The organism is Pseudomonas sp. MF6776, assembly GCF_016613125.1.
Taxonomy (GTDB): domain Bacteria; phylum Pseudomonadota; class Gammaproteobacteria; order Pseudomonadales; family Pseudomonadaceae; genus Aquipseudomonas; species Aquipseudomonas iridis.
Genome location: NZ_JAENSQ010000012.1, coordinates 74325 through 98540, shown reverse-complemented (window position 1 = coordinate 98540; position 24216 = coordinate 74325). Strand labels below are relative to the sequence as shown.

Here is a 24216-nt window from a genome sequence, read left to right as displayed (position 1 = left end):
ACGCTTCAGATGAAGATTGCTCATGATTGATGGCGGAGATTATCGGGAATTTACGCGGCGCCGGCCAATGCCAGCGTTGCCTGTGCGTATTTTTGTCGGGAAATCAGTAGCTTTGCCGGTGCCTGAATCAGCTGTTCGGCGAGCGCCAGTGCGGCGCTTTCCGCTACGCCATAACAACCGGTGCGTTCGAAGGCAATCTGCGAATGGTGGCTGAGTTGCGGTTCATAACTGGCCAATTCCTCACTGCTGAAGTACAGCAGCGGCAGGGCCAGTTGATTCGCGAGTTCCTGCAGGCCGGGTTCATCGCGCTTCAAGTCGATGCTGGCCAGAGCCTTCACTGCATGCAGTTCGATGCGATTGGCTTGCAAGGCTTGATCGAGTAACGCGCGCAGCGTGCTCGCAGGGCAGCCGCGCTGGCAGCCCAGACCGACCACGAAAGTCGGTGCTGCGCTGTCAGTCGTCATGCGTGGTATTGACCGCCGTTCTTGCGGCGGAACAACCAGGCGCTGATCACGCCCAATGCCAGCCAGAACGCTACGTTGGTCAATTGCGAGGCGATTTTGAACTGCGCTTCCAGTGCTTCTGGAGCGAGCATCGAATGCACCTCCGGTTGCGGTGCGCCGATCACGTGCGGTACAGCGAGGATGGCCACACCGAGGATTTTCATCAGCCAATGACGGCTGAACGCAATCAACGCCAAACCGGCAGCGGTTGAAGCGGCGGTGCTGATCCACCACAACTGCCGCGAAGCCAGATCCGCCGCGGCAGTGCCCGGCAGTTCAGGCGGCAAGCCCAGGGTCGGTGCGAGGACGAACGTCGCGTAACCGGCCAGACCCCACAGCAGACCTTGCGAAGTTTTGGTCGGCGCGCGCAAGGTGTAGAGGCCGGCCAGCATCAGGGCAAAACCCACGGCCACCACCAGATTGCCACCCGTGGTCGATACTACCCGCTGCCAGCCGTCTTCCGGCTCCCAGGCTTCGGCATCATGGGTGTGCGCGGCAGTGCCGGCGGCGTGTTCGTGAACGGCGGCAACAGGTTCGGATTTTTCATAGGTTTCGGCTTGAAGAATCAGCGGCGACACCCAGAAACTTTGCAGCAGCGTGAGCAGCAGGGCGGCCAGCAGACCGGTGAAACCTGCGGTTTGAGCAATTCGCTTGATCATTTCGGCAGGTCTCAGTGGCACGGGAACGCGGCGCTGTGGCGGGTATCGTGAGCCGCGTTGTGCACGGCTTCGATGTGCGAGAAACCCGCGAAATAGACGAGGCCTGCACCCAGGATCGACGCGAAAATGGCGGCGGTCAGGCGCTGGCTCAGGGTGGCGGTGCTGGAGATTTTGTCCGTGTTGCTGCCGGTGCTGGTGATGATTGACATGGCGCTTCCCTCTGGAATGTCAGCAGGTGAATAGAGCGCATGAAAACCCCTGCGGCGCGGGCACGCAGAGGTTCAAACAGCGCCCGCCCACCGCGGGTTTGTTATGTTCAGCGACGCAGGTGCGCGCTGTGTGTTGCGGGCCGGTCTCCGGGCTCACGAGGGGTTGGCGTCAGGCCGACCTGCAAGCGTCACCTTCCCATGCCGCAATGGCACAGTGGATCTGACGCTTCGCTCGCTTACCGTTGCGGGGGCAGCACCGGACTGACATGGCTCTGAGTAAAGCACATGATTCACCGGTTTCCCGTTTCACCCTGTGAAGGGCACCCGTAACAAGTTGTGTAGGAGAGCATGGTGTGGGGTTTTTAGTCAATTTGCTTTGGGGGCTTATCCATTGCTGCGGGTGTGGCTTCTTATGGTTCCGCCCTTACGGCGGGTCACTTTTTCCAGACGCCCGGAATGCCGGCCCAGAAAAAGTAACCAAAAAGGCTTGCTCCAACGTCCGGCCCGCTCGCTAAAGCTCGGGGTTCCTTCGCTCCGGAATCCATCCGGGGCATCGATTCCGGTTTGCTTCGCTGCACCTCCTTTCGATGTCCTCCCCGGATGAATCCCTCCACTCAGCCTCCCGACGTCGCCCGCGGATCAAGATCAAAAGCTGCACTCGAGCTAACGCTCATTGTGTTGAGTGGGGGAAGAGCGTGCGGTTGGCTTTGGATTTGTGGTGGATTTGCCCCTCATCGGAACGCCGCCCGCCCAGCCCTCTCCCGAGGGCGAGGGAGCCGATTTGTGTGCTTTTCAAAGCCTGAGTTCGACTAGGTATCGCACGTCGGCGTAGTTCGCCCAAGCACCCCGGTCAGTCCCCTCTCCCTCCGGGAGAGGGTTAGGGTGAGGGGCTTTTGATCTGGTTTGGCTTTTGATCTAGCTTTTGATGTTGCTCTTGCTCTTAGCCCCCTTCGGCAGGCCGAGCGAAGGTGTTCATCCGGGGGTTAGGCGCGCAGCGCCGTGCGGCGAAGCCGCATTCATCGAGAGGAGGTGCAGCGTAGCAAACCGTAGGCGATGCCCCCGGATGGACGCCGTAGCGAGGGAACACTGAGCCTCAGCGAAGTGCCGTACGCCGGGGGCAAAGCCTTTTGGTTCCTTTTTGGCGTTTGAAAAAGGGACTCGCTGTAAGAGCGAAACCGCCAGCGGCAGCACCCACAGCAACGGATATGCCCCGTATCCAAACATTGACCCACCACTGCACCATGCGTAGCCTTGCGCCTTCGAGGTTCTTCGGCATTGCCGAAGCTAAGAAGGGAACGCGGTCAATGCCGCGGCTGCCCCCGCAACTGTGAACGGTGATATTCGCTGCCACGCCACTGCAAGCTCAAACCACAGAGCCCGCGGGAAGGCGCAGCGAATGCCAGGCCCAGCGCCTGAACACCGTCAGCCAGGAGACCTGCCTCGTCACAGATTCTCAATTCAACCGGGCGGGGTGATCCGGTGGCGAACTCTCCAGGCACGCACGCGCGGTGCCGGTTCTCGTCCCGTATGCCCGCCACTTTGCCAAAGGGCATACCGATGAAAACACTGGCCAAACTCCCTGTCACCATCGTCACCGGCTTCCTCGGCTCGGGCAAAACCACGCTGCTGCGGCACATGCTCGACAACGCGCAGGGCCGCCGTATTGCGGTGATCGTCAACGAGTTTGGCGAGTTGGGCATCGACGGTGAAATCCTCAAGCAATGCACCATCGGTTGCACCGAAGAAGAAGCCACCGGCCGCGTCTATGAACTGGCCAACGGCTGCCTGTGCTGCACCGTTCAGGAAGAGTTCTTTCCGGTAATGCGCGAGCTGGTTGCCCGTCGCGGTGACCTCGACCATATCCTCATCGAAACCTCTGGCCTGGCCCTGCCAAAACCGTTGGTGCAAGCCTTCCAGTGGCCGGAAATCCGCAGCGCCTGCACGGTTGACGCGGTGATCACCGTGGTCGACAGCCCGGCCGTGGCCGCTGGCACCTTCGCCGCGTTCCCGGATCAAGTCGATGCCCAGCGCAAACTCGACCCGAACCTGGATCACGAATCGCCGCTGCACGAATTGTTCGCCGACCAACTGGCCAGCGCCGACCTCGTCATCCTCAACAAATCCGATTTGATCAGCCCTGAAGACCTGGCGCGCGTACGCCTGGAAGTCGCTGAAGAGCTGCCGCCAGCGGTGAAGATCATCGAAGCCAGCAGTGGTCGCGTGCCGCTGGACGTACTGATCGGCCTCGGCGCCGGTTCCGAAGAACACATCGACAGCCGTCACAGCCATCACGATCATCACCACGACGGTGATGACGACCACGATGACCACGATCACGACGCCTTCGATTCGATCTCCATCGAACTGCCGCAAGCCGACGAAAGCCTGTTGCTCGACGCGCTGACGCAACTGGTGGTCAAGCACGGCATCCTGCGTGTGAAGGGCTTTGCGGCGATCCCGAACAAGCCGATGCGCTTGCTGATTCAAGGCGTGGGCACGCGTTTCGACAAGCATTTCGACCGTCAGTGGGGCGCCGATGAAGCGCGCGTCACGCGTCTGGTGTTGATCGGTCAGGAACTCGACGCCGCGCAACTCGAAGCGCAACTGCGCGCTGCGCTCAGCGTTTAACCCATGCACCTGCTCAGGACCCAGCCCGGCGGTTTCGTCTCGGATGACAACATCGCGGACCTGGGGCAAACCCCCGCCGAGCTGGTGATCCTGTGCAGCGGCGATTCCAGCCTGGCGCTGCTCGCCGAAGCTGCGCAGCAATTGCCCGAGGATTATCCGAGCCTGCGCCTGGCCAATCCCATGCAGGTGCAGAATCACGCTTCGGTCGACCTCTATGTCGATGAGGTGCTGCGTCACGCCAAAGTCATTCTGATCTCGCTGCACGGCGGTATTGCCTATTGGCGTTACGGAGTCGAGCGTTTGATCGAGTTGTCAGAGCGCGGCGTGCAGGTGATTCTGGTGCCGGGTGATGATCGTCCCGATCCGGAGCTCAGTGACCTGAGCACCGTCAACGCCGAGGATCGTGACCGGCTCTGGCAGTTTCTGCGACAGGGCGGCATGGGCAACGCAGTGGATTTCTTTCATTGCCTGGCCAGCCGTTGGCTCGCCCGCGATTACCCGTGGGGCGAACCACAATCCCTGCCACGCACGGCGATTTACCATCCACAAAAAATCAGCGCCGCACTGAGTGACTGGCAGGCCGATTGGCGGCCCGATCAACCGGTCGCGGCGGTGCTGTTTTACCGCTCGCACTTGCAGGCGGCGAACACCGCGTTCATCGATGTTTTCTGCCAGCGCTTGCAAGCGGCAGGGCTGAACCCTTTACCGATTGCGGTGGCGAGTCTGAAAGAGCCCGGCTGTCTGTCGGTGGTCGAGGACTGGCTGGATGAAGTCGAGGCGGGGGTGATTCTCAACACCACCGGTTTTGCTCAGTCGAGTCCCGAAGCGCCGCACTTGCGGCCGTTTCGCCGCAACATTCCGGTGATTCAGGCGATCTGCGCTCAGGACAACGAACCCGGTTGGCGCGAGAGCGAGCAGGGCCTCGGCCCGCGGGACCTGGCGATGCACATCGCCTTGCCGGAACTCGACGGACGCATCATCAGCCGCCCGATCAGCTTCAAGGATCTGGCCTGGCGCAGCGAGCGCAGTCAGTCCGACGTGGTCTGCTATCGGGCGCAACCCGAACGCATGGATTTTGTCGCAGAACTGGCACGACGCTGGATCGATCTGGCGCGGGTACCGAATGCCGAGAAACGCATTGCGCTGATTCTCGCCAACTACCCGACTCGCGACGGGCGCATCGGCAATGGTGTCGGCCTCGACACGCCGGCGGCAGCGCTGAATATCTTGCGGGCGTTGCAGGCCGAGGGTTATCCGGTAACGGCCGAGTTGCCGGACAGCGGCACATCGCTGATCCAGCAATTGCTCGGTGGCGTCAGCAATGATCTCGACACCATCGATTTGCGCCCGTGCCAGCAAAGTCTGGCGATGGACGATTACCTGACGATGTTCAACGCACTGCCCGAGGCCAATCGCGCGGCAGTGATCGAGCGCTGGGGCCCGCCACAAAACGATCCGATGTGCCGCGACGGGCGCTTGATGATCGCCGGGTTGCGCTTTGGCCTGACGTTCGTCGGCATCCAACCGGCGCGCGGTTATCAGGTCGATCCGAGCGCGGTGTACCACGACCCGGATCTGGTGCCGCCGCACGGTTATCTGGCGTTCTATTTCTGGCTGCGCAACACCTATGGCGCCCACGGCGTGATCCACGTTGGCAAACACGGCAACCTTGAATGGCTGCCGGGCAAGGGCGTCGGCCTCTCGGAACACTGTTGGCCGGACGCGCTGCTTGGGCCGTTGCCGAATATCTATCCGTTTATCGTCAACGACCCGGGCGAGGGCGCCCAGGCCAAACGGCGCACGCAAGCGGTGATCATCGATCACCTGATGCCGCCGCTGACCCGCGCCGAAACCTATGGTCCGCTGCGTAATCTGGAACTGTTGGCCGACGAATATTACGAAGCGCAGCTGCTCGATCCTCGCCGCGCCCGCGAATTGCAGCGCGATATTTTGCAACTGGTGCGCGATACGCAGATCGACCGCGAACTGCAACTGGATGCCGCGATGGACAGCGATGCCGATGCCGCGATCTGGCTGCCGCGTCTGGACACGTATCTGTGTGATTTGAAGGAATCGCAGATCCGCGATGGCTTGCACATTTTTGGCGAATCACCCTCCGGGCGTTTGCGTATCGATACCTTGTTGGCGTTGCTGCGCATTCCGCGCGGCGATGGCAAAGGGGCGCAGTCGAGCCTGTTGCGGGCGCTGGCCAAGGCGTTTGAACTGGGTTTTGATCCGCTGGATTGTGCGCTGGCTGAGCCGTGGGTTGGTCCGCGTCCCATCGAACTGCAAACCGTGACCGATGAAGTCTGGCGCACCGCCGGCGACACCCGCGAACGCCTCGAACTGTTCGCCGCCGAACTGATCTCTGAAACCCTGCACGGTATCTGTGGGAGCGAGCCTGCTCGCGAAGGCGCCGTGTCAGCTGTCATGGAATTACCTGATCCACCGCTTTCGCGAACCGGCTCGCTGCCACAGGGCCCGGGGTGGTCTGATGTACATCTGATCATCCAGGGTTTGCGCGAAGTCGTCGCCCCGCGCCTCGACGCCTGCGGTCCGGCAGAAATGCGCGGCTTGCTCGATGCCCTCAGCGGCCGTTTCGTCCCGGCTGGCCCGAGCGGTGCGCCGAGTCGCGGCCGCCTCGACGTACTGCCTACAGGGCGCAACTTTTACTCTGTTGACGTGCGCAACCTGCCGACCACCACCGCGTGGCGCATCGGGTTCCAGTCGGCCACGCTGATTCTCGAGCGACACCTGCAGGACCACGGCGACCATCTGCGCCAACTTGGCCTGTCGGTATGGGGCACGGCGACGATGCGCACTGGCGGTGATGACATTGCCCAGGCCATGGCGCTGATGGGCGTGCGCCCGGTGTGGGTCACGGGCAGCCAGCGAGTCGACGATTTCGAGATCCTGCCGCTGAGCCTTCTGGACCGACCGCGGGTCGATGTGACGCTGCGGGTCTCCGGATTCTTCCGCGATGCGTTTGCCAACCTGATCCGTTTGTTCGACGCCGCCGTGCAAGCGGTGGCAGCGCTGGACGAACCTGACGATCTGAACCCTCTGGCCGCCAAAGTGCGTGCCGAACGCGAGGCTTTGCTGCAAACGGGCCTGGATGAAGAGGCCGCACGGCGCCAGGCCGGTTGGCGAATCTTTGGTGCCAAACCCGGTGCTTATGGCGCCGGTGTGCAAGGCGCCATCGACGGTCGTCTATGGCAGACCCGCGAGGATCTGGCCGAGGTTTACTTGAACTGGGGCGCTTACGCCTATGGCGGTGCCGATGAAGGCACCGCTGCCCGGGAACAATTCGTCCAGCGCCTGAGTCAGGTGCAAGCGGTGCTGCAGAATCAGGACAACCGCGAGCACGACTTGCTTGATTCCAACGACTATTACCAGTTCCAGGGCGGCATGCTCGCAGCCGTGGAAACCCTGCGCGGTGAAGCCGCGGCCAGTTATCACGGCGATCATAGCCAGCCGGACTTGCCGAAGATCCGCACTTTGAAAGAAGAGTTGAATCGGGTCATCCGCTCGCGTGCGGCCAATCCGAAATGGATCGACGGGGTCAAACGTCACGGCTACAAAGGTGCGTTTGAACTGGCGGCAACGGTCGACAACCTGTTTGCATTCGATGCCACCACGCAGTTGATCGATGATCATCAATACGCATTGCTGGCTGACGCTTATCTGCTTGATCCGGCCACTCGCGATTTTGTCCGCGAGCATAATCCACATGCACTGCGGGACATGACCGAACGCATGCTGGAAGCGCAGCAACGCGGGATGTGGCAGGATCCGGGGGCGTATAAAGAGGCGCTGGAGAGTTTGTTGCTGGATATAGAAGAGGATGTTTAGCGCGATCAAAAGCAACCCTCACCCCAGCCCTCCCGAAACGTCGGACCGCCCGGAGGGAGAGGGGCATTCACCTGACACCCCAAAATGCTCAAGCACACCAACGACCACGAAAGAGAAACCCCAAAGATGACCGACACCCCCCATTTCCCACTCTCCGCCGTGGTCGGCGCCGATGACCTCAAACTCGCCCTGTGCCTCACCGCCATCGACCCGAAAATCGGTGGCGTGCTGATCGAAGGCCCGCGCGGCATGGCCAAGTCGACCCTGGCCCGGGGCTTGGCGGACCTGCTCGCCAGCGGTCAGTTCGTCACTTTGCCGCTGGGCGCCACCGAAGAACGTCTGGTCGGCACCCTCGATCTCGACGCCGCCCTCAGCGATGGTCGCGCGCAGTTTTCCCCCGGCGTGCTGGCCAAGGCTGACGGCGGCGTGCTCTACGTCGATGAAGTCAATCTGCTGCCCGATCACTTGGTGGATCTTCTGCTCGACGTCGCTGCCAGCGGCACCAACGTGGTCGAGCGTGATGGCATCTCCCATCGCCACTCGGCGAAATTCGTCCTGATCGGCACGATGAACCCGGAAGAGGGCGAGCTGCGCCCGCAGTTGCTCGATCGCTTTGGCCTGAACGTCGCGCTCAGTGGCCACACAGCGCCGGCCGAGCGCGGGCAGATCATTCGTCGACGCCTCGACTTCGACAGCGACCCGCAAGCGTTCTGCACGCAGTGGGAAACCGCCCAACAAGGTTTGCGCGAGCGCTGTGAAAACGCTCGTAGCGCGTTGGCCGGCATTCCTCTGGATGATGCTGCACTGGCGCAAATCACCGAGCGCTGTTTTGCCGCCGGTGTCGATGGCTTGCGCGCCGATCTGGTGTGGCTGCGTGCGGCGCGTGCGCACGCGGCATGGCGCGCAGCTGAGGCGATTGGCGAAGAGGACATCGACGCAGTGGCCGAATTTGCCTTGCGTCATCGTCGTCGTGAACAGCCATCCTCAAGCCCTCAACAACCGGCGCAATCACCGGAAAACGCTGCAGCCAACCCGAGTGAAGGGCAGGGCCAGTGGGGCGACATGCCGGCCCCGGCCCTCGCCACGGGCAGCCGCCGCGAAATCCCGAGCTGGCCAAAAAAGCCCTAGGCATTCGCCCCCGATCCGACGCGGGGGCGAATGCCAGACCTCGTGCCGGTCGGCTCGACAACGGACGCCAGGGCAAACGTCACGCGGCTCGCAGTGGTTCAGTGAACTGGCCGGGAACGCTGCTCAAGGGGCGTCCGCAACGTCGTGAAGACCTGCTGTTCCAACTGCGCACGCGCACGCCCCATGAGTTGTGGCTGGTGATCGTCGATGCCTCGGCGTCGACGCGCCGTCATCAGGCATTGAGCGATGCCAAAGGCCTGCTCGCGCAGCTGTTCGATGACGCCTATCGACAACGTGCGCGGTTGGCATTGCTGACCGCCAGTGGTGCAACACCGAAGTGGCAGGTGCAGGGTTTGAAAGCATCCCGCGATTTGCGCACCTGGCTTGATGGCTTGGGTGCGGGCGGCGGCACGCCGTTAGTCGCGGCATTATCGCAGGCGCAGCAATGGCTGACGGTCCGGCGCAAGCGCTTTCCGGCCGAGCAACAGCGTTTGCTGGTGGTCACGGATGGACGTTTGAAAGCGTGGACAGGTTTGCCGGCGCTGGAATGCCCGGGGCTGTTGATCGACATCGAGCGTGGGCCCATCCGGTTGGGACGCGCGAAAGATCTGGCCGGGGCGCTGGATGCGGATTATCGGCATATTGATGATCTTATTCCGGCCTGAAGTCCTCTTCGCCAGCAGGTCGCTCCGAATTCACGGATTCAAACCTGTAGGAGCTGCCGAAGGCTGCGATCTTTTGATCTTGTTTTTAAAAATCAAAAGATCGTCCGATCGCGGCCCGAGCCTTCGGCAGCTCCTACAGGAGGATTTGGGGGCTGTTACAGATTTTGAAATGATTTCGAGCTGTAGGAAAAGTCACTTCAGGCTGTACGCTTCAAGGCCTTTTTTCATTTAGGATTTACATGAACACCCGCTCGGAGCCTCCCAGTCTTCAGATACGAACAACGTTCCCCTCGCGCCATGGCGCGGTCTTGACGCACTCGCAACATCCGGTTTTCCGATACACGACTATCGTTGATAACGCGGCCCCAGAGCCTTCGCGTTGCGCTTTGCCGTGCCCGGCAGCCTGAATTTACTGAATAGAGATCGAGACGTTTTATGGAATGGTTAGCGGATCCCACGGCCTGGTTAGGCTTGTTGACATTGATCGTGCTGGAACTGGTGCTGGGTATCGACAACCTGGTGTTCATCGCAATTCTTGCGGACAAACTGCCGCCGCACCAGCGTGACCGTGCGCGGATCATCGGTCTGTCGCTGGCACTGATCATGCGCCTGGGCCTGTTGGCGAGTATTTCCTGGCTGGTCACCCTCACGCAGCCGCTGTTCGAGGTGTTCGACAAGAGCTTCTCCGGTCGAGACCTGATCATGCTGTTTGGCGGTGTGTTCCTGTTGTTCAAAGCCACCATGGAGTTGCACGAACGGCTCGAAGGTCATGTCGGCGAGCGCACGAGCAATACGGCGTACGCACTGTTCTGGCCGATCGTTGCGCAGATCGTCGTGCTCGACGCCGTGTTCTCCCTCGACGCGGTGATTACTGCTGTGGGCATGGTCGATGAGCTGGCGGTGATGATGATCGCAGTGATCATCTCCATTGGCCTGATGATCGTTGCGAGCAAGCCGCTGACGCGCTTCGTCAACGCGCACCCGACGGTAATCATGCTGTGTCTGGGCTTCTTGATGATGATCGGTTTTGCCCTGACCGCTGAAGGCTTGGGCTTCCACATCCCGAAAGGCTACTTGTACGCGGCCATCGGTTTCTCGATCCTGATCGAAGTGTTCAACCAGATTGCCCGCGCTCGACGCAAACGCTCGATGCAGGGCCTGCGCCCGATTCGTGAGCGCACCGCCCACGCAGTCATGCGTCTGCTGGGCGGTCGCACACTGGCGGCGGAGGAAGTCGGCGAAGAGATTTCCGATTTGCTGGACAACGGTGATGCGCCAAGCGCCGAGCTGTTCGACCGTCGCGAGCGAGTGATGATCAGCGGTGTGCTGCAACTGGCCGAGCGGCCGATCCGCCAACTGATGACCGTGCGAGCCGACGTCGACAGTATCGACCTGGCAGACGATGCCGAGGCGATTCGTACCAAGTTGATGCACTCGTCCTACTCGCGTCTGCCGCTCATCCGTGATGGCGCCGTGGATGAACCGCTGGGCTTCGTGCACAAGAAGGAATTGCTCAAGGAATACCTGGCGGGTACCGAGCCGAATCTGGAACACCTGGCGCGCAAGACGATCAATCTGCTCGACAGCTATTCGATCCTCAACGCACTGGAACAGATGCGCGCGGCATCGACCCACATTGCATTCGTGGTCAATGAGTTCGGCGATTTTGTCGGCGTGCTGACCATGACCGACATCCTTGAATCGATTGCCGGTGAGTTGCCCGATGCCAGCGAAATCGAAGGCCCGGACGTGGTCGAGGAGCAGGGCGGGTTCGTTGTCAGCGGCGCATTGAACCTGACGCGTGTGCGTCAGCGCACCGGGTTCGGCGCCGAACCCACCGAGGATTATCAGACCATGGCCGGGCTGGTAATGAGTTTGCTAGATCGGTTGCCGATGAAGGGCGATCGCCTGGAATATGCCGGGTGGCAGATGACGGTCAAAGCGGTCGAGGAGCGGCGGGTGACGCGGGTGTTGTTGGTGCGTGAAACTGCGTAAATCTGACTGTCTGCGCTGACCCTGTCGCCAGCAGGCTCCCACAGGCCCCCTGAACGACGCAAACCCTGTAGAAGCTGCGGCACGCTGCGATCTTTTGATCTGTTTTTTTTAAAACCAGCGTCAAAAGATCGCAGCGTGCCGCAGCTCCTACATGGGTACCGCGCAGCTTCGAAGTGACCGACCACGCGGAATGGTGCAAAGCTGTCGCAGGGACTGACGCAACCACACAACGTCATGTCGCTGCTTGCGCGGCACCGCCGGTGCCTTGGTCTTGCCGATGTGCCGGGCAAAGTCCGCTGCCAGCGTTTCCTCTGTACCAATCCCCTTGAGCGTCTTGACCAGCCTGCCGTGCTTGTAGAACAGCACGGTCGGCGTGCCCGTAACCAGTGGATGGCGCGGCGATTCACGGGTGTTCAGCATGTAGATATTCGCCCGCAGCCGATACGGCGCGGCAATCTTGCGAAACACCGGCCCGGCCGATTCACAGGCGGGGCAGTGCTCGCTGGCGAAATACAGGATCACCGGGCGCCAGGTTTTCAGGGCTTTGCGGTAGACCGGAGCCAGATCTGAACTCGGGATGACGGCGTTCATTGAAATCTCCTTTTCCAACGACCTCGAAGGTTCATGACGTTAAAGGAGGTCGAAAGGACCGTCTACTGTCAGAAATTACAGGTGTATCTCTCCCTGCCAAGTTTTTTCCCACGGATAGGCAAGACCAACCCGACGCGAAACGCAGAAATGCGGAATGTTGCGACGTGATACCTTTTTTACTCAGCAGAAAATATGCGGGGGGCCAATCGATAGGCATCGAACATGCATTGGAGTGCTATTTTAAACACCACTAAAAGCACTCCAAGGAGCACTTCATGACACATATCGTTCTTTCTAACGTTGTAGCGAGTATTTCCGAATTGAAAAGAAATCCCATGGGTACCGTGGCCGCTGGCGGTGGCCAATCCGTCGCGATTCTCAACCGAAATGAGCCGGCGTTCTACTGCGTCCCCGCCAAGGAGTACGAGGCGCTGATGAATCGTCTGGAGGATCTGGAGTTGATCGCACTGTGCAAGGAGCGAGAAAACGACCCAACCATCAAGGTTTCGATTGATGACCTATGAGCTGGAGTTTTCCGAGAAGGCCTGGAAAGAATGGACAAGACTTGAAGCTGGACTCAAAGAACAATTCAAAAAAAAGCTGAAGGATCGACTGATTAATCCGCATGTTCCCGCAGACCGGCTCAGAGGGCTGGGGGCGGCTTACAAAATCAAACTCAGAAGCGCTGGCTATCGAATGGTTTACCGCGTCAAAGATGAAGTTTTGATCGTGACTGTTATTGCGATTGGCAAAAGAGAGCGGGGTGACGTTTACGAAAACGCGGCCAAACGCTAAACACCCTCTCGAAAGATATCCAAGCCTTTTGACAATGCATGTTTTTCGCCCGCCGGCGCACCAAACGGGAACCCACTACCCGCACCTTGTGGCCTACGGTAGCGCGCCAAAGCGCAACCTTGCGTAACGCCCCCTTTTTGCACTTTGTGCATGTGCTTGATTCCAAAAACATTTAAACCCAGTGCAGATTCTTCCCAAGTCCTGTGGCACACTTTCTGCTGTCTATTCCGTAGTAACAAACCGTCTTCCGGTATAGCGGAATAAACATCATCCTGGAGTGCTTGCCATGCATCGCCGACCTTCCTTGTTCAAAGCATGTATTTTTGTTCTCGCGGCTTCGTCCTCTGCCATGGGCCTGGCCCAGGCCGCCGATGGCAAGCTCGACAGTGTCCTGGCCCGTGGGAAATTGATTGTGGGGACCGGCAGCACCAATGCGCCGTGGCATTTCCAGGGGGCGGACGGCAAGTTGCAGGGTTTTGATATCGACATCGCCCGGATTGTGGCCAAGGGTTTGTTCAACGACCCGAGCAAGGTCGAGTTCGTTGTGCAGTCGTCCGATGCGCGAATTCCCAACCTGCTGACCGACAAGGTCGACATGAGCTGTCAGTTCATCACTGTCACTGCCAGCCGTGCCCAGCAAGTGGCGTTCACCCTGCCTTATTACCGCGAAGGCGTCGGCCTGCTGCTGCCGAACAACAGCAAGTACAAGGAAATCGAAGACCTGCAGGCCGGCGGGGACGGGGTCACCGTTGCCGTTCTGCAAAACGTCTACGCCGAAGAGTTGGTGCACCAGGCACTGCCCAAAGCCAAGGTTGATCAGTACGACAGCGTCGATCTGATGTATCAGGCAGTGAACTCCGGTCGCGCCGATGCCGCCGCCACCGACCAGTCTTCGGTCAAATACCTGATGGTGCAGAACCCTGGCCGTTATCGCAGCCCGACTTATGCGTGGAGCCCACAGACCTACGCCTGCGCGGTCAAACGCGGCGATCAGGACTGGCTGAACTTCGTCAACACCGCGCTGCATGAAGCCATGACCGGCGTTGAATTCCCGACTTACGCCGCTTCATTCAAACAATGGTTCGGCGTTGACCTGCCATCGCCCGCGATCGGTTTCCCAGTCGAATTCAAATGATCCCGTGAGAGCGGGGCGATTCAAATCGCCCCGCTCAAGGTACTGCTGACCATGAACTATCAGTTGAACTTTGCCGCCGTGTGGCGCGATTTCGACACCTTGCTGGCGGGGCTCGGTCTGGGCTTGCAGTTGGCACTGGTGTCGATCGCCATCGGCTGCGTGATCGGCCTGCTGATGGCGTTTGCCTTGCTGTCGAAGCATCGCGCCTTGCGGGTGCTGGCATCGGTGTACGTCACGGTGGTCCGTAACACGCCGATTCTGGTGTTGATTCTGTTGATCTACTTTGCGTTGCCAAGTCTTGGGATTCGTCTGGACAAGATTCCCTCGTTCATCATCACGCTGTCGTTGTATGCCGGCGCCTACCTGACCGAAGTGTTCCGGGGCGGTTTGCTGAGCATCCCCAAAGGGCAGCGCGAAGCCGGGCTGGCGATCGGCCTCGGCGAATGGCAGGTCAAGGCCTACGTCACCGTGCCGGTGATGCTGCGTAACGTGCTGCCGGCGCTGTCGAACAACTTTATTTCGCTGTTCAAGGACACTTCGCTGGCCGCCGCGATAGCGGTGCCAGAGCTGACTTATTACGCGCGCAAGATCAACGTCGAAAGCTACCGGGTGATCGAAACCTGGCTGGTGACCACGGCGTTGTATGTCGCGGCCTGTTACCTCATCGCCATGCTGCTGCGTTATCTCGAGCAGCGTCTGGCGATCCGCCGATAGGAGGCTGTGATGTACGAATCCCCCAGTTGGTTGAATGAATTGTGGATCGCCCGCGAAACCTTGTGGCAGGGCTTTCTGACCAGCGTGCAGGTGTCGGCGCTGGCGATATTGTTCGGCACGTTGCTCGGCGTCGTCACCGGCCTGGTGCTGACTTACGGCAGATTCTGGATGCGTGCGCCGTTCCGGTTTTACGTCGACATCATTCGCGGTACGCCGGTGTTTGTGCTGGTGCTGGCCTGCTTCTATATGGCGCCAGCGGCCGGCTGGCAGATCAGCGCGTTTCAGGCCGGTGCGTTAGGGCTGACGCTGTTCTGCGGCTCGCACGTTGCGGAAATCGTGCGCGGTGCATTGCAAGCGTTGCCGCGCGGGCAGATGGAAGCGGGCAAGGCGATTGGCCTGACGTTTTACCAGTCGCTCGGTTACGTGCTGCTGCCACAAGCGCTGCGGCAGATCCTGCCGACGTGGGTCAACTCGTCCACCGAAATCGTCAAGGCCTCGACCTTGCTTTCGGTTATCGGCGTGGCCGAATTGCTCCTCAGCACCCAACAGATCATCGCCCGGACCTTCATGACGCTGGAGTTCTATCTGTTCGCCGGTTTTCTGTTCTTCGTCATCAACTACGGCATCGAATTACTCGGCCGGCACATTGAAAAGCGGGTGGCCTTGCCATGACTGAAGCTCAACTTTCCAACGCTGCAAACGGCCAGCCGTTGCTGGATATTCGCGGTCTGCACAAGCAATACGGCGCAGTCGAAGTGCTCAAGGGTGTCGACCTCAGCATGCAACGAGGCAACGTCGTGACGCTGATCGGTTCCAGCGGTTCGGGCAAAACCACCTTGCTGCGCTGCGTGAACATGCTCGAAGAGTTTCAGGGCGGGCAGATCCTGCTCGACGGTGAGTCCATCGGTTACGACGAGATCAATGGCAAGCGCGTGCGGCATGGCGAGAAAGTCATCGCTCGTCATCGGGCGATGACGGGTATGGCATTCCAGCAATTCAACCTGTTCCCGCATTTGACTGCGTTGCAGAACGTCACCCTGGGCCTGCTCAAGGTGAAGAAAATGCACAAGGACGAAGCCGTGGTGCTGGCCGAGAAATGGCTGGAGCGGGTCGGCCTGCTGGAGCGCCGCAATCACTTTCCCGGCCAGTTGTCTGGCGGCCAGCAACAGCGCGTGGCAATTGCCCGGGCGATTGCGATGAACCCGAGCCTGATGCTGTTCGACGAAGTCACTTCAGCCCTCGACCCCGAGCTGGTTGGCGAAGTGCTCAGCGTGATCAAGGGGCTGGCCGAAGACGGCATGACCATGCTGCTGGTGACCCACGAGATGCGCTTCGCTTTCGAGGTCTCGGACAAAATCGTATTCATGAATCAGGGGCGGATCGAAGAGCAGGGGCCTCCCAAGGAACTGTTCGAACGCCCGCAATCGCCGCGTCTGGCTGAGTTCCTCAAAAACACGCGGTTTTAATTTTTATCAGGAGAAATACCCATGAGCATTACTCGTTACGGCACCGGCAGCACCGCCGCAGGCGGCCAGCCTCGTCCATTCGCGCGCGCCGTTGAAGCTGATGGCTGGCTGCACGTTTCCGGTCAGGTGCCAGCGGTGGATGGCGAGATCATTGTTGGCGGCATCGTCGAGCAGACCCACCAGACCATGAAGAACCTGATCGCGATTCTCGAAGAGGCCGGGTATGGCCTTGAAGACGTGGTGCGTGCCGGGGTGTGGCTGGATGATCCCCGGGATTTCAGCAGTTTCAACAAGGTCTTTGGCGAGTACTTCAAACCGGAACATGCGCCGGCGCGGGCCTGTGTGCAGGCGAGCATGATGGTTGATTGCAAGGTCGAGATCGACTGCATCGCTTACAAGAAGAAGGCCTGATCGACGGTGGCTCTTGTAGGAGCTGCCGAAGGCTGCGATCTTTTGGCATTTTTGGATATGTCACAAGGCAAGATCAAAAGATCGCAGCCTGCGGCAGCTTCTACATGGAGATTTTTGAGTGAGAGCTGACATGACCGAAGACACCATCAAGCGCCGGGCACGCGGTCTGGACCGGGCGTTCGATATTCTCGATTTCCTCAAGGAGATCGGCCAGCCGCTGCGTCCGAACGACATCGCCAACGGTATCGGCAGCCCGAAATCCACGGTCTACGAACTCGTCGCGTCCCTGCTGGAGCGACGGATTCTGGAGCCGGTGGGCAAGGACGGTCACGTCTATCTGGGCCGGCAGTTGTATTTTCTCGGACAGGCGCATTTGCGCCATTTCGACCTCAGTCGCGAGGCCGATCATGCCTTGCAGGAGATCGTCAGCCAGACCCGCGAAACCGCCCAGATGTGCCTGCTCAACGGGCGCAAATACACGGTGGCGTTGATGAAGGAGGGCGAGCGGCATTTCCGTATCTCTTCCGATATCGGCGAAAACGCGCCGATCCCCTGGACCGCGTCCGGGCGTCTGTTGCTCGCGCATCTGAGTGATCAGCAAATCATCGACCTGATCGACGAAGGCGACTACATCCTGCCCGACGGCGAGCGGTTGCCGCTGGAGCGCTTTCTGGCGGAAATTCGTCAGGCCGGCATCGATGGATTCTTCTCCTTCGACAGCGTCGCCGACACCTTCACCCACTGCTTCGCGGCACCGGTCAAAGACGCTGCCGGCGTAGCCATTTGCACCTTGTGCATCGTCGCCCCGCGGGCCGATGCCAAGACCCATTACAACGACTATCGCCGGGTATTGATCGAGAGCGCCAACAGCCTCGCTCGGCGCATCAACGAATAACCGCGGCTGCCTGCGGCCGCGAATGAATGCGAGGAGTTTGACCATGACGACTGCCATCAATACTGCTGTGGAAAAGGGCGACGCCGCCATCGGCGCGCACCTGGTGCGAGACGTCAGCCTGCCAGCGCTGGTGCTGCACCGCGAAGCGCTGGAGCACAACATTCGCTGGATGCAGGCATTCGTCAGCGACAGCGGCGCCGAACTCGCGCCCCACGGCAAAACCAGCATGACCCCGGCCCTGTTCAAGCGTCAGCTCGACGCCGGTGCGTGGGGCATCACCCTCGCCAGCGCCACTCAAACCCGCGCGGCTTACGCCCACGGTGTGCGTCGTGTGCTGATGGCCAATCAATTGGTCGGCACGCCGAACATGGCGCTGATCGCCGATCTGCTGGCGGATCCGTCGTTCGACTTCTATTGCATGGTTGATCACCCGGAAAACGTTGCCGATCTCGGCGCTTACTTCGCCTCGCGCGGTGTGAAGCTCAACGTGATGATCGAGTACGGCGTGGTCGGTGGTCGATGCGGTTGCCGCAGCGAACAGGAAGTTATTGAGCTGGCCAAGGCAATCAGCGCGCAGCCGGCGCTGGCGCTGACCGGCATCGAAGGATATGAGGGCGTGATCCACGGTGATCACGCGGTCAGCGGCATCCGCGAATTTGCCGCGTCGTTGGTGCGCCTGGCCGTGCAGTTGCAGGACAGCGGTGGGTTCGCCATCGCCAAACCGATCATCACGGCGTCGGGCTCGGCTTGGTACGACCTGATTGCCGAATCGTTCGAGGCGCAGAACGCTGCTGGCCGCTTCCTCAGCGTGTTGCGACCGGGCAGTTATGTGGCGCACGACCATGGCATCTACAAAGAGGCGCAGTGCTGCGTGCTCGATCGTCGCAGTGATCTGCACGAAGGTCTGCGTCCGGCACTGGAAGTGTGGGCGCACGTGCAGTCGCTGCCGGAGCCGGGTTTTGCGGTGATTGCACTGGGCAAGCGTGATGTGGCGTACGACGCCGGGCTGCCGGTGCCGCTGCTGCGTTACCCGGCCGGTGTGGTGCCGGCGGTGGGCAAGGACGTTGGCGCGTGCAAGGTCACGGCAGTGATGGATCAGCATGCATTCATGACGGTGGCGCCGGGAGTTGAGCTGCGCGTTGGTGACATCATTTCCTTTGGTACATCCCACCCCTGCCTGACCTTTGACAAATGGCGCGTGGGCTTGCTGGTGGATGAGCAGTTGTCGGTGATCGAAACCATGGAGACGTGTTTCTAGGGCTTCAGACCGAGGCGCTGCCATTCGCGAGCAGGCTCGCTCCCACAAGGATCGCATTCCAACTGTGGGAGCGAGCCTGCTCGCGAAAGTGTTTGTCCAGACACCATCGATCATCCAGAGACACCACAAAAAATGACCACTCTCAGCCCCCTGGGCCCCAACACCCCACGCATCGCCCTGATCGGCGAATGCATGATCGAACTTCAGCAGCGCGCCGACGGCAGCCTGCAGCAAAGCTTCGGCGGCGATACCCTCAACACCGCCGTCTACCTGTCGCGCGCCATGAGCGATAAAGCGCAAGTCGACTACGTCACCGCGCTGGGCGATGACAGCTTCAGCGACGCCATGTGTCAGAGTTGGTCGAGCGAAGGCATCGGCCTCGATCTCGTACAGCGCTTGCCCGGACGCTTGCCGGGTCTGTATTGCATCCAGACCGACGCCAACGGCGAGCGACGCTTTCTCTACTGGCGCAACGAGGCGGCCGTCCGCGATTGCTTTACCACTGCCGCAGCCGAGCCGATTCTGGCGGCGTTGGCGGATTACGACGTGCTGTATTTCAGCGGCATCACCCTGGCCGTGCTCGGTGCGCAGGGCAGGGAAAGATTGATCCAGACCCTGATCGATGCTCGCCAGCATGATGCGCGAATCGTCTTCGACAACAACTACCGGCCACGTTTATGGGCGTCAGTGGCAGAGGCACGTGCGGCTTATCGCAGCGTGTTGCCGCACATCGATCTGGCGTTGCTGACCGTGGATGACGAGCAGGCGCTGTTTGGCTTCAGTGACTGCGATGCGGTGTTCGAAGCTTACGCGCAGATTGGCACGCCGGAAGTGGTGCTCAAGCGCGGCGCTGAGGCGTGCCTGATTCGGTGTGACGGTGAGGCGTTTGCAGTGCCGGCACAGAAAGTCGAGAAAGTCGTGGACACCACGGCGGCGGGGGATTCGTTCAGTGCGGCTTATCTGGCGAGTCGTTTGCTGGGTGGAAGTCCAGAGGATGCGGCCGAGGCCGGCCATCGATTGGCAAGCCAGGTGATTCAGGTGCCGGGGGCATTGATTCCGAGGTAAAAGGTGGATGGCCGCTTGCTGCGCAATCGTTCGCGAGCAGGCTCGCCCTCACAAGGATCAGCGGTGTGCAGGCAACAACCTTGTGGGAGCTGGCTTGCCAGCGATGAGGCCCGAAAGCCAACCATTCAATCCCGGTAAAACACCTGCACCAGGTGATAGCCGAATTTGCTCTTGATCGGCCCATGCACCGTGCGCAGCGGCTTCTTGAAGATCACCGCATCAATCGCACCGACCATCTGCCCTGGGCGAACTTCACCCAGATCGCCGCCGCGCTTGCCGGACGGGCACGTCGAGTATTTCTTCGCCAATACATCAAACGCTTCACCCTTGGCGATGCGTTGTTTGAGCTGTTCGGCCTCTTCGGCGGTTTTCACCAGAATGTGGCGGGCTTGGGCTTTCATCGTGCGGTACCTGATAACGGGGTGACGGCGGGGCGCGGATTATGCCTCAACTCAAGGCGTCTCGCTGATCATCGTGCGGATCTTGCTGGCCAGCAGCTCAATCGAAAACGGCTTGGCCACCATGTCCATGCCGTCCTCAAGAAAGCCCTGACGCTCGGCAGCCTTCTGCGCATACCCGGTCATGAACAGCACCTTGAGCTTCGGATGATGCTGGCGTGCGATTTCCGCCAGTTGCCGCCCGTTCATGCCCGGCAGCCCGACGTCGGTGATCAGCAGATCGACGCGCACATTCGACTCCAGCAAAGGCAGGGCGGTCCTGGCGTCCTCGGCCTCGTAGCCGTTGTAGCCCAGCTCCCTGAGCAGATCGAGCACCAGCATGCGCACCGCCGGGTCGTCTTCGACCACCATCACGGTTTCCCCGGCGGCGATGGGCGCAGGTTGCTCAACGAGTTCAGCCTCCGGGCTTTCTCGCTCGCTGCCATGCAGGCGCGGCAAGTACAGACGCACGCAAGTACCCTGGCCCGGCAGGCTGTCGAGGCTGACATGGCCGCCCGACTGCTGCGCAAAACCATAGATCATCGACAATCCCAGACCGGTGCCCTGGCCGATGGGCTTGGTGGTGAAAAACGGATCGAATGCCTTGGAAAGTACCGAGGGCGTCATGCCGCTGCCGTTGTCGCTGACCGCCAGCATCAGGTAATCGCCGGCCTTGACCGGTTCCAGCGTGGTGATGTCATTGCCATCGAGATAAACGTTGGCCGTTTCGATCAGCAATTCACCGCCATCGGGCATGGCGTCGCGGGCGTTGATCACCAGGTTGAGCAGGGCATTTTCCAGTTGGCTGACGTCGGTGCTGACAGGCCAGAGGTTTTCTGCGAGGCGTAACGTGAGCGCGATCGGATCGCCCTTGGTGCGACGGATCAGATCTTCCAGCGAATGGATCAGCGCGTTGACGTCGAGGGTTTTGCGATCCAGTGACTGGCGCCGCGAAAACGCCAGCAGGCGGTGTGTCAGCGCAGCGGCACGGTTGGCGGACGACACGGCGGCTTCGGTAAAACGCCCGATTTCGTCGGCCCGACCATTGGCGATATAGCGTTGCATCAGGTCGAGGCTGCCGATAATCCCGGTGAGCATGTTGTTGAAGTCATGGGCGATGCCGCCGGTGAGCTGACCGACCGCTTCCATCTTCTGAGCATGGCGCAACGCATCTTCGGCGCGCTCGCGTTCGAACATCTCGTTCTGCAAGCGCTCATTGGCCTGGGCCAATTGTTCGGTGCGGGCGCTGACGCGTTCTTCAAGTGTCTCGTTGAGATTGCGCAGCGCCTCTTCGGTTTTCTTGCGCTCGGACTCGTCGATCACAAAGATGTAGAAGCCGTTGACCGCGCCATCCGCTCCGTGGCGGGGCAAGTAGTTCATCAGCGCATGCCGGGTGCTGCCGTCGCGATGGGGCGTGTACAGGCTGAACGAGCAGGGTCTTCCGGCCAGCGCCTCGCCGATGTACGGCGAACGCAGGAAATAGGCCTCTTCGCCGATCACCTCGCGAATGGTGCGGCCATACAGCTCTTGCGGCGTCAGACCGTACCAGTCGAGATACGCCGCGTTATTCAGGCGAAAGCGTTCTTCGTGGTCGACATAGCTGATCAGGATCGGCATGGCGTTGATGACCAGTTGTAATTCGTTTTGACTCTGGCGCAATGCATGTTCGTTCTGTTTTCGCTCGGTCAGATCCAGGGCTGCACCGAGAAAACGCACCGGCCGGCCATGATGATCCTTGTAGCAGCGACCGCGAGCGAATACCCAGCGCTGCTCGCCGCCGGGCAACAGCAAGCGGTACTCCTCGGCGTATTCCGTGCCGTGGGTGATGCAATGTTTGATGCTGCGGGCCAGCAGCGCTCGGTCTTCGGGGTGAACGCCGTTCAGATAATCGCTGATGGGCAATTGCCCGGCGCGGGCCGGATCAATGCCGTGCAACTGAGCAAAGTGCGCGTCGGCAATAAAGCGATCTTCACCGATGTCCCAGTCCCAGGTGCCGACCGCATCGGTGGCGGCGAGCGCCAGTTGCAGTCGCTCTTCGGTGTTGCGCTGAACCCTGAGGCTCTCGTCCGAACGCTGCTGCAACTCCAGAGCGATGCGCCGCCGTTCGTTGGTTTCAATCGCGGTGACGAGGATCCCGGCTACCTGTGCGTTTTCATCACGGATCGGGCTATACGTCAGATCAAGCCAGAACTCTGAATCCTTGCCATCGTGTTGCAGGGTGATGCGCTGTTCACTGTAGGTGCGTACCTGACCTTGTAGGACGGCGCTGTAAATCGGGTCGGTAAAGTCTCGAAGTTCGGGCCATATCTGGTGCGCCGGCTGTCCGAAAGCGTGCGGGTGCTTGCTCCCGGCGAGCAGGGCAAAGCCGTTGTTGTAGATCTGCGTCAACTCCGGCCCCCACATCAGCAACATCGGCATCGGCGAGTGAATCACGATGTCCACCGCGGTGCGCAGGCTCTGCGGCCAGGTGCCTGCAGCGCCCAGAGGGCTGCGGCTCCAATCGGTACGGGCAATCAGTGCCTGGGCGTCGTTGCTGGTTGGTACAGCGTTCATCGTTGCATCCTGAGCGTCAGTCGGTAGGGCGGCGTCTACTATCCTAATCTGGTAGACGCGCATTGGCTCGCGGCGTCACGGCGCGGGTCCTCTCTATTCATTGCAAGCTTCGCAGGTGCTTTTAGCCATGGAAATCGATGCACTGCTCAAACAACTGGCGAGTCGTCATGGTTCGGACCTGTTCCTCTCCACGGGCGCACCGCCCAGCGCACGTTTTGAAGGCGTGCTTACCCCGTTGAGCGAGCAATCATTCAAACCTGGCGAGGTGGCAACGGTAGCCACCTCCCTCATGGACGCCGAGCAGCGCAGGGAGTTCGACCGGGATCTGGAAATGAACCTGGCAATCTCGCGCCCCGGCATCGGACGCTTCCGGGTCAACATCTTTAAACAGCGCAACGATGTATCCATTGTGATCCGCAACGTCAAACTCGATATTCCGCGTTTCGAGGATCTCAAACTGCCGCCAGTATTGCTCGAAACCGTGATGCTCAAGCAGGGGCTGGTACTGTTTGTCGGCGCCACCGATTCGGGAAAATCAACCTCGCTGGCAGCCCTCATCGATCACCGCAACCGCCATAGCAGCGGACATATCGTCACCATCGAAGACCCGATCGAGTACATCCATCGCCATCAGCGGTCGATCATCAACCAGCGTGAAGTCGGGGTCGACACTCGAAGTTTTCACTCCGCGCTTAAAAATACCCTGCGCCAGGCGCCGGACGTGGTGCTGATCGGTGAAATTCGCGACCGTGAAACCATGGAGCACGCGTTGTCATTTGCCGAGACAGGGCATCTGGTTTTGTCGACGTTGCATGCTAATAACGCCAATCAGGCGTTGGATCGAATTATCAATATGTTCGCAGAAGAGCGCCGGCCGCAGTTGCTACAGGCGCTTGGTAACAACTTGAAAGCATGTATTTCGCAGCGTCTTGTGCGCACGGTTGATGGAAACCGCAGAGCTGCCGTAGAGGTGTTGCTGGGTACGCCGACCGTAGCCGATCTGGTCCGGCGTTGTGAGTTCGGGGAGCTCAAAGCCATGATGGAAAAATCCGCGGCTATGGGCATGCAGACTTTTGACTCAGCCCTGTTTGCGTTGGTATCGACGGGTGCAATTACTGAGGAAGAGGCGTTAAGGAATGCCGATTCGGTCAACAATCTGAAGTTGCGCTTGAAATTGATTGGAGAGAGCAACATTGATCGAAATTCAACGGCGGGAGAGTGGGGTTTAATGGATTGATATGCTGATCAGTAGGCTCG

General features: G+C 60.2%; 22 protein-coding genes and 2 riboswitches. Of the genes, 16 read left to right on the top strand and 6 right to left on the bottom strand.

The genetic code is table 11. The annotated features are described in order from the left end of the window. Positions 1–50: 50 nt before the first annotated feature. Genes JJD74_RS15860 through JJD74_RS15850 form a run of 3 tightly spaced genes read right to left on the bottom strand, consistent with a single transcriptional unit; the run spans position 51 to position 1371 of the window. Positions 51–464, bottom strand: coding sequence for a cobalamin biosynthesis protein (locus JJD74_RS15860; RefSeq protein ID WP_047301526.1), 414 nt, complete (start codon positions 462–464; stop codon positions 51–53). After that, on the bottom strand, positions 461–1162 hold the full coding sequence (locus JJD74_RS15855; RefSeq protein WP_200615336.1) for a CbtA family protein: 702 nt from the start codon (positions 1160–1162) through the stop codon (positions 461–463). The genes JJD74_RS15860 and JJD74_RS15855 overlap by 4 nt, the downstream gene beginning before the upstream one ends. Before the next feature lie 11 nt (positions 1163–1173). Then, positions 1174–1371, bottom strand: coding sequence for a CbtB domain-containing protein (locus JJD74_RS15850; protein ID WP_042559406.1), 198 nt, complete (start codon positions 1369–1371; stop codon positions 1174–1176). Positions 1372–1492: 121 nt separating this feature from the next. Beyond that, positions 1493–1714: riboswitch (cobalamin riboswitch) on the bottom strand. A gap of 902 nt (positions 1715–2616) precedes the next feature. Then, a riboswitch (cobalamin riboswitch) is annotated at positions 2617–2828 on the top strand. 100 nt (positions 2829–2928) lie between these two features. Between JJD74_RS15850 and cobW the strand changes: the two genes are divergently transcribed. From cobW to JJD74_RS15825, 5 genes are all read left to right on the top strand, one after another. Further along, positions 2929–3999 carry a cobalamin biosynthesis protein CobW gene (gene cobW, locus JJD74_RS15845; protein ID WP_047301522.1) on the top strand — a complete coding sequence of 357 codons (1071 nt, stop codon included), beginning with the start codon at positions 2929–2931 and terminating at the stop codon, positions 3997–3999. A 3-nt stretch (positions 4000–4002) separates the two neighbouring features. After that, a complete protein-coding gene (gene cobN / locus JJD74_RS15840) occupies positions 4003–7851 on the top strand; it encodes a cobaltochelatase subunit CobN (protein WP_200615334.1) in 3849 nt (1282 codons plus the stop codon). Between the two features lie 126 nt (positions 7852–7977). Continuing rightward, positions 7978–8979 (top strand): ATP-binding protein, encoded by a 1002-nt coding sequence (locus JJD74_RS15835; protein ID WP_200615331.1) that lies wholly within the window; start codon positions 7978–7980, stop codon positions 8977–8979. After that, positions 8904–9644 (top strand): VWA domain-containing protein, encoded by a 741-nt coding sequence (locus JJD74_RS15830; RefSeq protein WP_200615322.1) that lies wholly within the window; start codon positions 8904–8906, stop codon positions 9642–9644. Before JJD74_RS15835 ends, JJD74_RS15830 begins: the two co-directional genes overlap by 76 nt. A 435-nt stretch (positions 9645–10079) precedes the next feature. Beyond that, positions 10080–11639 (top strand): TerC family protein, encoded by a 1560-nt coding sequence (locus JJD74_RS15825; protein WP_042559399.1) that lies wholly within the window; start codon positions 10080–10082, stop codon positions 11637–11639. A gap of 147 nt (positions 11640–11786) precedes the next feature. Here JJD74_RS15825 and JJD74_RS15820 read toward each other — a convergent pair whose 3' ends face one another. Then, positions 11787–12230, bottom strand: coding sequence for a thioredoxin family protein (locus JJD74_RS15820; RefSeq protein WP_047301516.1), 444 nt, complete (start codon positions 12228–12230; stop codon positions 11787–11789). 275 nt (positions 12231–12505) lie between these two features. Here JJD74_RS15820 and JJD74_RS15815 point away from each other — a divergent pair, with 275 nt between their 5' ends. The 10 genes from JJD74_RS15815 to JJD74_RS15770 all read left to right on the top strand — a co-directional run bounded on the left by JJD74_RS15815 (position 12506) and on the right by JJD74_RS15770 (position 19969). Next, positions 12506–12754, top strand: coding sequence for a type II toxin-antitoxin system Phd/YefM family antitoxin (locus tag JJD74_RS15815; RefSeq protein WP_042559397.1), 249 nt, complete (start codon positions 12506–12508; stop codon positions 12752–12754). Next, positions 12744–13025, top strand: a complete 282-nt coding sequence (locus tag JJD74_RS15810) for a type II toxin-antitoxin system RelE family toxin (protein WP_042559396.1) — start codon at positions 12744–12746, stop codon at positions 13023–13025. The genes JJD74_RS15815 and JJD74_RS15810 overlap by 11 nt, the downstream gene beginning before the upstream one ends. A gap of 286 nt (positions 13026–13311) precedes the next feature. Further along, entirely contained in the window at positions 13312–14160 is an 849-nt protein-coding gene (locus JJD74_RS15805; RefSeq protein WP_042559395.1) for a transporter substrate-binding domain-containing protein, read from the top strand. Positions 14161–14211: 51 nt separating this feature from the next. Continuing rightward, on the top strand, positions 14212–14874 hold the full coding sequence (locus JJD74_RS15800) for an amino acid ABC transporter permease (RefSeq protein WP_024012746.1): 663 nt from the start codon (positions 14212–14214) through the stop codon (positions 14872–14874). A 9-nt stretch (positions 14875–14883) separates the two neighbouring features. Beyond that, positions 14884–15546, top strand: coding sequence for an amino acid ABC transporter permease (locus tag JJD74_RS15795; RefSeq protein WP_042559394.1), 663 nt, complete (start codon positions 14884–14886; stop codon positions 15544–15546). Further along, entirely contained in the window at positions 15543–16340 is a 798-nt protein-coding gene (locus JJD74_RS15790) for an amino acid ABC transporter ATP-binding protein (RefSeq protein WP_047301512.1), read from the top strand. Before JJD74_RS15795 ends, JJD74_RS15790 begins: the two co-directional genes overlap by 4 nt. Before the next feature lie 21 nt (positions 16341–16361). Beyond that, the gene (locus JJD74_RS15785) at positions 16362–16751 is read left to right on the top strand and encodes a RidA family protein (protein WP_007912330.1); all 390 of its coding nucleotides are present in this window, start codon (positions 16362–16364) and stop codon (positions 16749–16751) included. Positions 16752–16881: 130 nt separating this feature from the next. Beyond that, positions 16882–17646, top strand: a complete 765-nt coding sequence (locus JJD74_RS15780; RefSeq protein ID WP_200615319.1) for an IclR family transcriptional regulator — start codon at positions 16882–16884, stop codon at positions 17644–17646. A gap of 43 nt (positions 17647–17689) precedes the next feature. Further along, positions 17690–18904 carry an amino acid deaminase gene (locus JJD74_RS15775; RefSeq protein ID WP_200615316.1) on the top strand — a complete coding sequence of 405 codons (1215 nt, stop codon included), beginning with the start codon at positions 17690–17692 and terminating at the stop codon, positions 18902–18904. A gap of 132 nt (positions 18905–19036) precedes the next feature. Next, on the top strand, positions 19037–19969 hold the full coding sequence (locus tag JJD74_RS15770; protein ID WP_200615313.1) for a sugar kinase: 933 nt from the start codon (positions 19037–19039) through the stop codon (positions 19967–19969). A gap of 125 nt (positions 19970–20094) precedes the next feature. Here the strand turns inward: JJD74_RS15770 and JJD74_RS15765 are convergent, their stop codons facing one another. Together JJD74_RS15765 and JJD74_RS15760 are read right to left on the bottom strand one after the other, a co-directional pair. Then, complete coding sequence (locus tag JJD74_RS15765; RefSeq protein ID WP_025112520.1) at positions 20095–20370, bottom strand: peptidylprolyl isomerase; 276 nt, start codon at positions 20368–20370, stop codon at positions 20095–20097. Between the two features lie 51 nt (positions 20371–20421). Further along, positions 20422–22959, bottom strand: coding sequence for a PAS domain-containing hybrid sensor histidine kinase/response regulator (locus tag JJD74_RS15760; protein WP_200615310.1), 2538 nt, complete (start codon positions 22957–22959; stop codon positions 20422–20424). Positions 22960–23086: 127 nt separating this feature from the next. On the opposite strand from JJD74_RS15760, the gene JJD74_RS15755 reads away from it, so the two are divergent. Further along, the gene (locus tag JJD74_RS15755) at positions 23087–24196 is read left to right on the top strand and encodes a PilT/PilU family type 4a pilus ATPase (protein WP_042559388.1); all 1110 of its coding nucleotides are present in this window, start codon (positions 23087–23089) and stop codon (positions 24194–24196) included. Positions 24197–24216 lie beyond the last annotated feature (20 nt).

Coding starts and splice junctions, on each gene's coding strand:
- JJD74_RS15805 (WP_042559395.1), top strand. CDS start 13,312: ATGCATCGCCGACCTTCCTTGTTCAAAGCATGTATTTTTGTTCTCGCG.
- JJD74_RS15785 (WP_007912330.1), top strand. CDS start 16,362: ATGAGCATTACTCGTTACGGCACCGGCAGCACCGCCGCAGGCGGCCAG.
- JJD74_RS15800 (WP_024012746.1), top strand. CDS start 14,212: ATGAACTATCAGTTGAACTTTGCCGCCGTGTGGCGCGATTTCGACACC.
- cobW (WP_047301522.1), top strand. CDS start 2,929: ATGAAAACACTGGCCAAACTCCCTGTCACCATCGTCACCGGCTTCCTC.
- JJD74_RS15855 (WP_200615336.1), bottom strand. CDS start 1,162: ATGATCAAGCGAATTGCTCAAACCGCAGGTTTCACCGGTCTGCTGGCC.
- JJD74_RS15810 (WP_042559396.1), top strand. CDS start 12,744: ATGACCTATGAGCTGGAGTTTTCCGAGAAGGCCTGGAAAGAATGGACA.
- JJD74_RS15820 (WP_047301516.1), bottom strand. CDS start 12,230: ATGAACGCCGTCATCCCGAGTTCAGATCTGGCTCCGGTCTACCGCAAA.
- JJD74_RS15795 (WP_042559394.1), top strand. CDS start 14,884: ATGTACGAATCCCCCAGTTGGTTGAATGAATTGTGGATCGCCCGCGAA.
- JJD74_RS15835 (WP_200615331.1), top strand. CDS start 7,978: ATGACCGACACCCCCCATTTCCCACTCTCCGCCGTGGTCGGCGCCGAT.
- JJD74_RS15755 (WP_042559388.1), top strand. CDS start 23,087: ATGGAAATCGATGCACTGCTCAAACAACTGGCGAGTCGTCATGGTTCG.
- JJD74_RS15760 (WP_200615310.1), bottom strand. CDS start 22,959: ATGAACGCTGTACCAACCAGCAACGACGCCCAGGCACTGATTGCCCGT.
- JJD74_RS15775 (WP_200615316.1), top strand. CDS start 17,690: ATGACGACTGCCATCAATACTGCTGTGGAAAAGGGCGACGCCGCCATC.
- JJD74_RS15790 (WP_047301512.1), top strand. CDS start 15,543: ATGACTGAAGCTCAACTTTCCAACGCTGCAAACGGCCAGCCGTTGCTG.
- JJD74_RS15770 (WP_200615313.1), top strand. CDS start 19,037: ATGACCACTCTCAGCCCCCTGGGCCCCAACACCCCACGCATCGCCCTG.
- JJD74_RS15850 (WP_042559406.1), bottom strand. CDS start 1,371: ATGTCAATCATCACCAGCACCGGCAGCAACACGGACAAAATCTCCAGC.
- JJD74_RS15860 (WP_047301526.1), bottom strand. CDS start 464: ATGACGACTGACAGCGCAGCACCGACTTTCGTGGTCGGTCTGGGCTGC.
- JJD74_RS15825 (WP_042559399.1), top strand. CDS start 10,080: ATGGAATGGTTAGCGGATCCCACGGCCTGGTTAGGCTTGTTGACATTG.
- JJD74_RS15765 (WP_025112520.1), bottom strand. CDS start 20,370: ATGAAAGCCCAAGCCCGCCACATTCTGGTGAAAACCGCCGAAGAGGCC.
- JJD74_RS15815 (WP_042559397.1), top strand. CDS start 12,506: ATGACACATATCGTTCTTTCTAACGTTGTAGCGAGTATTTCCGAATTG.
- cobN (WP_200615334.1), top strand. CDS start 4,003: ATGCACCTGCTCAGGACCCAGCCCGGCGGTTTCGTCTCGGATGACAAC.
- JJD74_RS15780 (WP_200615319.1), top strand. CDS start 16,882: ATGACCGAAGACACCATCAAGCGCCGGGCACGCGGTCTGGACCGGGCG.